The sequence below is a fragment of the Aliihoeflea sp. 2WW genome (assembly GCF_000497755.1).
In the GTDB taxonomy this organism is placed as follows: domain Bacteria; phylum Pseudomonadota; class Alphaproteobacteria; order Rhizobiales; family Rhizobiaceae; genus Aliihoeflea.
Genome location: NZ_AYOD01000011.1, coordinates 222,290 through 231,105 on the forward strand (window position 1 = coordinate 222,290; position 8,816 = coordinate 231,105).

Below are 8,816 nucleotides of genomic sequence, written 5' to 3' on the forward strand. Positions count from 1 at the left end.
AGACGCCGCTCAAGCGCTTCGGGCTCGTTACGACCAATTCGATCAGCCAGATTTTCCAGCGCCGGGTGATGGAACGGCATCTGACGGCGAAGAAGCCGGTCAGCCTGATCTATGCCATTCCCGACCATCCGTGGACCAAGGCCACAAAGGACAGCGCCGCGGTGCGGATCGCGATGACCGTGGGCGAGGCGGGCAAGCGCGAGGGCTTGCTGCTGGAGACGACGCGGGAGGACGGCTTGGGCAGCGACTAACCCAGGATCGAGTATGCCGGGCGTTCCGGCGCCATCAATTCCGATCTTTCGATCGGGGTAGACGTCACGAAGGCAACGGAACTGCTGGCCAATGCAGGGCTGTCATCGCCCGGCGTGAAGCTACATGGGGCTGGGTTCATCGTTACCCGGTCCGAAGCGCAGCACCTGGGTCTTGGGCGCATCGAGGGCCTTGAGACCCATATCCGAGAATATCGCAACGGCCGTGACCTCACCGCGCGCTCACGCGATGTGATGGTCATCGATCTTTTCGGATTATCGGCGGCGGAAGCGCGTCAAAAATTTCCGGCTGTCTACCAACATCTTTCAAAGCGCGTTAGATACGACCTCGATGCTAACGGCCAGCCCCGTGTAGACAAAGAGGGTCGGAAACTCGGTCGCGAGTGGAATGCCCGACAAAGCTACAAGGATAGTTGGTGGGTTTTTGGAGAACCGCGGAAGGATCTGCGTCCAGCACTGGAGGGGATTCCTCGCTACATCGGAACGGTCGAGACCACCAAGCACCGTGTCTTCCAGTTTCTCGATGCCTCCGTGCTGGCCGACAACATGATCGTCGTGATTGCCGATGCCGACGCTGCCACGCTGGCGATCCTGTCCAGCCGCTTTCACACGAGTTGGGCACCGGCCATGGGTGGCTGGCTTGGGTACGGCAACGATCCCCGCTACTCAAAGTCCCGCTGCTTCGACCCCTTCCCCTTCCCCGATCCATCCGACGCCGTTCGCCAGCAACTCCGCTCCGCCGGCGAGGAACTCGACGCGTTGCGCAAGCGCGTGCTCGCCGACCATCCCGATTTGACGCTGACCGGGCTCTACAACGTCCTTGAAAAGCTCAATGCTGACGCCCCCTCCACCGCTTCGCGGTCCCCCTCCCCCGTGAAGAACGGGGGAGGATCAACGCTCACCGACAAGGACGAGGACGTGAAGGCGCGCGGGCTGGTGCTGATCCTGAAGGAACTGCACGAGACGATCGACCGGCTGACAGCCGAGGCTTATGGCTGGCCGGTGGATCTTTCCGACCAGCAAATCCTGGAGCGGCTGGTGGCGCTCAATGCCGAGCGGGCGCGGGAGGAGGCGGAGGGCCATGTGCGCTGGCTGCGGCCGGACTACCAGATTCCGCGGTTCGCCAAAGGCGCCAAGACCAAAACAGGTGAACTGGACCTCGGAGAGACGGTCGTCGCCATCGATGCGGGCAAGCCCGCCTGTCCGAAGGACCGCCATGAACAGCCACTGGCCGTCGAGGCGGTGCTGGCGGCGCATGCAGGCCCTATGGACGCGACCACGATCGCCCGCGCATTCAAGGGCGGCGGCAGGAAGATCGAGCCGCGCGTGATGCAGGCCCTCATCAATCTAGCCCGCTATGGGCGCGTGACCGCCTTGGCCGATGGCCGCTTCGCGGCGCGACGGGCGGCGTAGGGCATGGTGCAGACACGCGGTTTCGGCGCGCGATAAAGTATCAATGCGATATATTTCGTGCCGCATGGGTTGTCAGGGCGTTCGGCGGCGGTTAGGTTCCGGCCAAACAAGCCGCAGAGACGTTTTCGTTGAGCCGTGATCTTTTCGAGATCGCGGGCGCGGCGCATTTTGTCTTAACCAGATCCAATGCCGATCGCGATCGGTGGAAAGAGATGTTTTGCAGGATCGAACGAATATCAAGGTAGAGGCCAGATCCATCTTCAAGGTATTTGGCCAGAAGCCGGACGAGGCGCTCGGCCTCCTGCGCGACGGGCAGACGAAGGAAGAGATTTTCGCGGCGACGGGCAACACGATCGGAGTGCAGGACGCCTCCTTCGAGGTCGGCGAAGGCCAGATTTTCGTCGTGATGGGGCTTTCGGGATCGGGCAAGTCGACGCTGGTGCGGATGATCAACGGGCTGATCGCGCCGACATCGGGGCAGATGCTGATCGACGGAACGGACGTCGCCAATTGCGCGCCCAAGGTGCTGCGCGACGTGCGCCGGTCGAAGATCGCGATGGTGTTCCAGCATTTCGCGCTGTTTCCGCACATGACGGTCGCCGACAACGTTTCCTATGGTTTGAAGATCAAGGGCATCGGTGCGGACGAGCGTCGCCGGAAGGCCGAGGAGGCGCTGGCGCAGGTGAGCCTCGGTGCCTATGCCGACAGCTATCCCGACGAGCTTTCGGGCGGGATGCAGCAGCGCGTCGGGCTTGCCCGCGGGCTCGCGTCCGAAGCTGAAATCCTTCTGATGGACGAGCCGTTTTCGGCGCTCGACCCGTTGATCCGCCGCGACATGCAGGAAGAACTGCTGGAGCTCCAGCGCTCCCTGAAGAAGACCATCATCTTCATCACGCATGATCTCAACGAGGCACTGATCCTCGGTGATCGTATTGCGATCATGAAGGACGGCCGCTTCGTGCAGGTCGGCACGGCGGAAGAAATCGTCGACCGGCCGGCGGACGACTATGTCGCCGCCTTCACCTCCGACATCGACCGCTCGCGCGTCTTCACCGCCGGCAGCGTCGCCGCGCCGGCTGAGGCGCTCGACATCCGCACCGACACGGCCGAGACGGCCATTGCGCGGATGGAAGCGCTGGGGCGCGACGCGCTGCACGTCACCGAAGGCGACGCGATCCTCGGCATCGTCGCCTATCGCGACCTGTCCGCCTCGCTGCGCGAGAATGGCGGCGCGCTCCAGGATGCGCTGGTGACCGACTTTCCAAAAGTCGGGCGCACCACGCAGCTCTTCGAGCTCTACCCGCTCGCCGAAAGCGGGCTGCCGATCGCCGTCACCGACCGCAAGGGCAAGCTGATGGGCGTCGTCGCCCCGCAGGACGTCTTCGCCAAGCTCGCCACGCCGGTCGCCGCTTAATCCATCCGCTTGCATTTTCGAAAGGAGGCGCTGTGTTCAGCCCTTCCGACATCCTCACCATTCCGCTGGCCGACTGGGTCAACAGCCTCGTGCGCGACTGGCTCGTGCCCAATTTCCGGCCGTTCTTCCGCTCGTTGCAATGGCCGATCACGCAGGTCCTGAACGGCCTCGACGGCTTTCTCAACGCCGTGCCGATGCTGCTCTTCACCGCCGTGCTCGCGTTCATCGCCTGGCGCACGGCGGGCCGGGGCGTCGCCATCTTCACGCTGATCGCGCTCGCCTTCATCGACATGATCGGGCTTTGGCCCGAGACGATGACCACGCTGTCCATGGTCATCACGTCGGTTCTGTTCTGTACGGTGATCGGCATTCCGGTCGGCATCCTCGCCGCCGGCAGCGACCGTTTCCAGGCAGTGCTGCGCCCGGTGCTCGACATCATGCAGACGATCCCGTCCTTCGTCTATCTGGTGCCGATCGTGATGCTGTTCGGCGTCGGCATGGTGCCGGGCATCATCGCCACCATCATCTTCGCGCTGCCGCCGATCGTGCGGCTGACGAATCTCGGCATCCGCAACGTGCGCGAGGATCTGGTCGAGGCGGCACAATCCTTCGGCTCGACGCGCTGGCAGATGCTGTGGGACGTTCAGTTCCCGCTTGCGCTGCGCACCATCATGGCAGGGCTCAACCAGACGCTGATGCTGGCGCTTTCGATGGTCGTCATCGCGGCGCTGATCGGCGCGGGCGGGCTCGGCCTCACCGTCTTCACCGGTCTTGGCCGGCTGGATGTCGGGGGCGCAACGGCCGGCGGCGTCGGCATCGTGCTGCTCGCGATCATCCTCGACCGCATCACGCAATCGCTCGGCGAGCCGGCGCGCATGAAGAAGACGTCGCTGCGCGCCACCTTCGCCAACCTCTTTTCCTCCGCCCGCGCGACGCGGGCGAAGGAAGCCTGACGGCCGGTCGATCCGGACCGGTCCGCAAAGTCCTGCCTTCGCAGGCATACCTGAAATGCAAAAGGAGACTTCACCCATGAAGACATCCAACCTGAAAAGACTTCTCGTCGGCACCGTTTCGGCCGCCGCCATCTTCGCAAGCCCGCTTGCCGCTTCCGCGCAGGACATGCCGGGCGAAGGCACGACGGTGCGCATGGCGCAGGCGACCTGGGATACGGGCTGGTTCGAGGCTGCGATCTACAAGCAGCTCATCGAGGAACTCGGCTATACGGTCGAAGGCCCCACGACGCTCGACAACCCGCCCTTCTACCAGGCGGTCGCGCAGGGCGACATCGACCTGTGGGTCAATGGCTGGTTCCCGCTGCACAACACCTACCAGCCGACCTTCGAGGGCTCGGCCGAGATCGTCGGAGCGGTGGCCGAGGGCGGCGCTCTCGAGGGCTATCTCGTCTCCAAGGCGGCCGCCGAGGAGTTCGGCATCACCTCGCTGGAAGACTTCAAGCGCGACGAGGTGAAGGAAGCCTTCGACCGCGACGGCGACGGCAAGGCCGACATGGTCGCCTGCCCGCCCGGCTGGGGCTGCGAGATCATGATCGAGCACCACATGGACGCCTATGAACTGCGAGACCATGTGAACACGATCAAGGCCGGCTATTCGGCCTCGATGGCCGATGCGATCGCGGCGCACGAGGCGGGCGAGCCGATCCTGTTCTACACCTGGACGCCGAACTGGACCGTCAACGAACTGTCGCCCGGCGAGGACGTCGTGTGGATCGAGGTGCCGGAGGTCAACCTGCCGGACGACATGGCGGACCTTGCCGACGCCGCCACGCGCGAAGGCGTTGCGGGCTGCGTCGCCGATCCATGCACGCTTGGCTTCCCGGCCAACGACATCGTGCCGGTGGCCAACACGGCGTTCCTGGACGAGAACCCGGCCGTGCGCGCGCTGCTGGGCGAGGCCAGCGTGCCGCTCGATGACATCTTCGCGCAGAACGCTGCCATGAATGACGGCGACGACGATGTCGAGGCGCAGGCCGCGGCATGGATCGAAGAGAACCGCGAGACGGTCGATGGCTGGCTGGAGACGGCGCGCAACGCGTCGTAAGCCTCGGCACTTCGCGCCAAGGAAAAAGGCGGGCCCTGCGGCCCGCCTTTTTTGCGTCGTCAGTTGCCGGCGGCGATCTTGGGCGGACCCGAAAGAGCGTCCTCGCCGGCGTAGGCCTTCGGCAGATTGGCCTCGGCCTCCTTCTCGGTGGCGTACCACTGCTCGTAACGGTAGAGCACGAGATGGTCGCGCGAGAGGCCGCGCACGAGCCCATACATCATCACCAGGATGACGAAGGCGAAGGGAAAGCCCGCCACGACCGCCGCCGCCTGCAGCGCCGATAGCCCGCCGGCCAGCAACAGCACCGCCGCGATGGCGCCTTCGCTGACCGCCCAGAAGATGCGCTGCACCTTGGGCGGATCGGCCTCCCCGCCGGCCGTCAGCATGTCGATGACGAAGCTGGCGCTGTCGGAGGAGGTGACGAACCACATCACGATCATCACGATCAGCAGACCGGTGACGATCTCGGTCAGCGGATAGAATTCGACGAGGCGGAAGATGGCGTTGCCATAGGCCTCGCGGGTGACGTCGATCAGTCCCGGATTTCCGCCGAGCTCCATCTGGATCGCCACGCCGCCGAAGGCGGTGAACCAGAAGAACATGATCGTCGCCGGAACGAAGAGGACGCCAAGCGTGAATTCGCGCACCGTGCGGCCGCGCGAGATGCGTGCGATGAAGATGCCGACGAAGGGCGACCAGGAAATCCACCACGCCCAGTAGAAGATCGTCCAGTCGACCTGCCAGTTGGTGCCCGAATAGGCTTCCGACCAGAAGGAGAAATAGACGAACTCGTTGATGTAGTTGCCCATGTTTTCGACGAACGAGTCGAAGATGTAGAGCGTCGGCCCCGCGATCACCATGAAGGCGAGAAGCACGAAGGAAAGCTGGACGTTGAAATTCGACAGGCGCTTGATGCCGCCATCGAGGCCCAGCACGACCGAAACCGTCGCGAGGAGCGTGATGAAGGCGATCAGGCCGATCTGGATGAAGACGCTGTCGGCGATGCCGAAAAGCGTGCCCAAGCCGGAATTGATCTGCATGACGCCGAGGCCGAGCGACGTGACGACGCCGAACATGGTGCCGAAGACCGCCAGGATGTCGACCGCGTGTCCCCACGGACCGTAAATCCGTTCGCCGATGATCGGATAGAGCGCCGAGCGGATCGAGAGCGGCAGGCCCTTGCGGTAGTGGAAATAGGCCAGCGCGCAGCCGACGACGCAGTAGATCGCCCAGCCGTGAAAGCCCCAGTGCAGGAAGGTCAGCACCATCGCCTGCTCGGCGGCGGCGATACTTTCGGGCTCCTGGAGCGGTGACTCGTAGAAATGGGTCAGCGGCTCGGCGACGCCCCAATAGATGAGGCCGATGCCGATGCCGGCCGAAAACATCATCGCGACCCACGAAAAGAGCCCGTACTGGGCCGTTTCAGTCTGCGCTCCCAGGCGGATCGAACCATAAGGGCCGAGCGCCAGATAGAGGCTGAGCAGGACGGCCAGATTGGTGACGACGATCAGAAACCAACCGAAATAATCGGCAATGCCCGTCTGCGCGCCGAGAAAGACGACGCCGGCGGTTTCAGGAAAGATGGCTCCTAAGATGATGAAGCCGACGATGAGAAGTGCGGAAATGGAAAAGACCGGGATCGAAACATGGGGAAACGGCCCCAGCCTCCCGGTCGCTACTTTTTCTGCCATGCTTTTTCTTGTCCCCCGGACCCGAAGACCCGTTCAAGCTTTGCGCTCAGGCGCACGAGAACAGGGCTCGCGCGCCACCCCAATCAGAATGTGGCAAAAGCGCGATAGTTCCGAGCTTGCTAAAGCAGAGACGCGAGCAAGGACGCCGGCAAAAGGCCGACATGAAAGCCGGCATGCGCAATGATCGCGGCCTCGAGATCATAGCGGGCGAAGAGCGCGCCGAAGAGAATGCCGAGCGTGGCGTTCCAGAAAAGCGTGCGAAAGACGAGCGCCTGCGTGAGGTCGGCCCCGCTCGAGGCGAGGGCCGGCAGATGGCCGAGCGCGAACAGAATCGCAGCGATGGCGATGCCGATCCAGACCTGGTTCGCGGAGGGGCGCGGGGCGTTGCGGCCGAACGCTTTCCAGACGAGGAGGACGGCGAGACTCATGACGCCCCAGCGAACGGTGATCTCCTCGACCACGCCGCCATAGAAGATGCCGACGGTGAGGCTTGCGATGCGCCAATTGTCGGTGAGCGCCGGGGTCAGACCGTGCGGGTCCTGCCAGAGCGTGCGGGTGGCGTGGTCGGCGAGGCCGACGACGATTCCGGCCGCAATGCCCATGACGGCAAAGAGCGCCGCGCGTGGCGGCAGAAGCGAGACGGCATGGCCAGATGCGCGTTCGGCGATGCGTGAGCGAAAGCCGCAGACCGGGGCTATGAAGACGCCGGCGATGACGAAGACGGCGAGCATCAGCGTCGGGTTGACGACATAGGCCCAGCGCGGCAGGTCGGTGACGGCCGGCAGCGCGAAATAGAGCGCGGCGATGCCGGTAAGCCCGACCGCGAACAGCGCGAGGACGGCCGGCAGGCGGCGGATTTTGGGGGCCGGAGCCTGCGCGTTCATGTGTCGATGCGGCCTGTCAGTCGTAGGTCAGGTCCGTCGCCTTACCACCGAAGATCCGATAGGCATAGAAGGAATAGCCGATGATGACGGGCAGCACGAAACAGGTTCCCACCAGGATGATGGCGAGGCTTTCCGGCGCCGACGCCGCCTCCCAGATCGTCATCTGGTCCGGCACCACATAGGGATAGAACGAGTAGGCGAGACCGGCAAAGCCGAGCGCGAAAATGCCGGCGAGCACGAGGAACGGCGTGATCGAATGGCGATCATCCTTGTGCGGCAGCTTGAAGGTCAGGAACCAGAGCCAGAGGAACATGGCGCCGGTGATGACCGGCAACGGGGCGACGTAGAAAATCTCGGGCCAGGTGAACCATTTCTCGAAGATGCGCGGGCTGGCGAAGGGTGTCGCCAGCGAGATCGCCACCATGCCGACCGCCGTGAAGACGAGGGCTGACCGCAGGAAACGCACCGCCTTACGCTGCAACTCGCCCTCGGTCTTGTAGATCAGCCAGGCAGCGCCCATCGCGGCGTAGGAGGCGGCGAGGCACAGCGCCACCAGCGCACCGAAGCCGAACGTCGCCGCACCGCGCTCCAGCCCCAGCACGTAGACGCCGAGCATGTAACCCTGCGCCAGCGAGGCCGTCAGCGAGCCGGCGAAAAACAGGAAGTTCCAGCGATGCTTGCGGTGAAGCGGCACCTTGGCGCGGAAATCGAACGCGACACCGCGGATGATGAGGCCGAGCAGCAGCACGAAGACGGGCAGATAGAGCGAGGTCAGGATGATGCCGTGCGCGACCGGGAAGGCAACGAGCAGCAGTCCCACCGCAAGCACCAGCCATGTTTCGTTCGCGTCCCAGAACGGGCCGATCGAATTGATCATCGTGTCGCGCTCCTCGTCGGTCGCGACGGAGAACAGGATGCCGATGCCGAGGTCGAACCCGTCGAGCACGACATAGATCAGGATCGACAGCCCCATCAGGCCGGCGAAGATCAGGGGCATGGCGACGTGCCAGTCGATTGCGTCAATCATGCCGATTCCCCTTGATGCCGCTGCGCTCACCCCCCTCTGGCCTGCCGGCCATCTCCAGCC

8 protein-coding genes are annotated in these 8,816 nt (G+C 64.1%); 5 read left to right on the top strand and 3 right to left on the bottom strand.

The features are described from left to right. Positions 1-68 precede the first annotated feature (68 nt). From ALII_RS23285 to proX, 5 genes are all read left to right on the top strand, one after another. Positions 69-251, top strand: a complete 183-nt coding sequence (locus tag ALII_RS23285; RefSeq protein ID WP_348265979.1) for a hypothetical protein — start codon at positions 69-71, stop codon at positions 249-251. Between the two features lie 252 nt (positions 252-503). After that, a complete protein-coding gene (locus ALII_RS23290) occupies positions 504-1,682 on the top strand; it encodes a type IIL restriction-modification enzyme MmeI (protein ID WP_348265980.1) in 1,179 nt (392 codons plus the stop codon). Between the two features lie 217 nt (positions 1,683-1,899). Next, on the top strand, positions 1,900-3,096 hold the full coding sequence (locus ALII_RS0107780) for a glycine betaine/L-proline ABC transporter ATP-binding protein (protein ID WP_201767712.1): 1,197 nt from the start codon (positions 1,900-1,902) through the stop codon (positions 3,094-3,096). Between the two features lie 32 nt (positions 3,097-3,128). Then, on the top strand, positions 3,129-4,049 hold the full coding sequence (locus tag ALII_RS0107785) for a proline/glycine betaine ABC transporter permease (RefSeq protein ID WP_024586759.1): 921 nt from the start codon (positions 3,129-3,131) through the stop codon (positions 4,047-4,049). Positions 4,050-4,125: 76 nt separating this feature from the next. Further along, positions 4,126-5,154 (top strand): glycine betaine/L-proline ABC transporter substrate-binding protein ProX, encoded by a 1,029-nt coding sequence (proX, locus tag ALII_RS0107790; RefSeq protein WP_024586760.1) that lies wholly within the window; start codon positions 4,126-4,128, stop codon positions 5,152-5,154. A 59-nt stretch (positions 5,155-5,213) separates the two neighbouring features. On the opposite strand, the gene ALII_RS0107795 is transcribed toward proX, so the two are convergent. The 3 genes from ALII_RS0107795 to ALII_RS0107805 form a co-directional block, all read right to left on the bottom strand. Then, a complete protein-coding gene (locus ALII_RS0107795; RefSeq protein ID WP_024586761.1) occupies positions 5,214-6,845 on the bottom strand; it encodes a BCCT family transporter in 1,632 nt (543 codons plus the stop codon). A 119-nt stretch (positions 6,846-6,964) separates the two neighbouring features. Then, positions 6,965-7,729, bottom strand: coding sequence for a CPBP family glutamic-type intramembrane protease (locus tag ALII_RS21595; protein ID WP_024586762.1), 765 nt, complete (start codon positions 7,727-7,729; stop codon positions 6,965-6,967). 16 nt (positions 7,730-7,745) lie between these two features. Next, positions 7,746-8,756: a cytochrome d ubiquinol oxidase subunit II gene (locus ALII_RS0107805; RefSeq protein WP_024586763.1), complete on the bottom strand. Its 1,011-nt coding sequence runs from the start codon at positions 8,754-8,756 to the stop codon at positions 7,746-7,748. Positions 8,757-8,816: the final 60 nt, after the last annotated feature.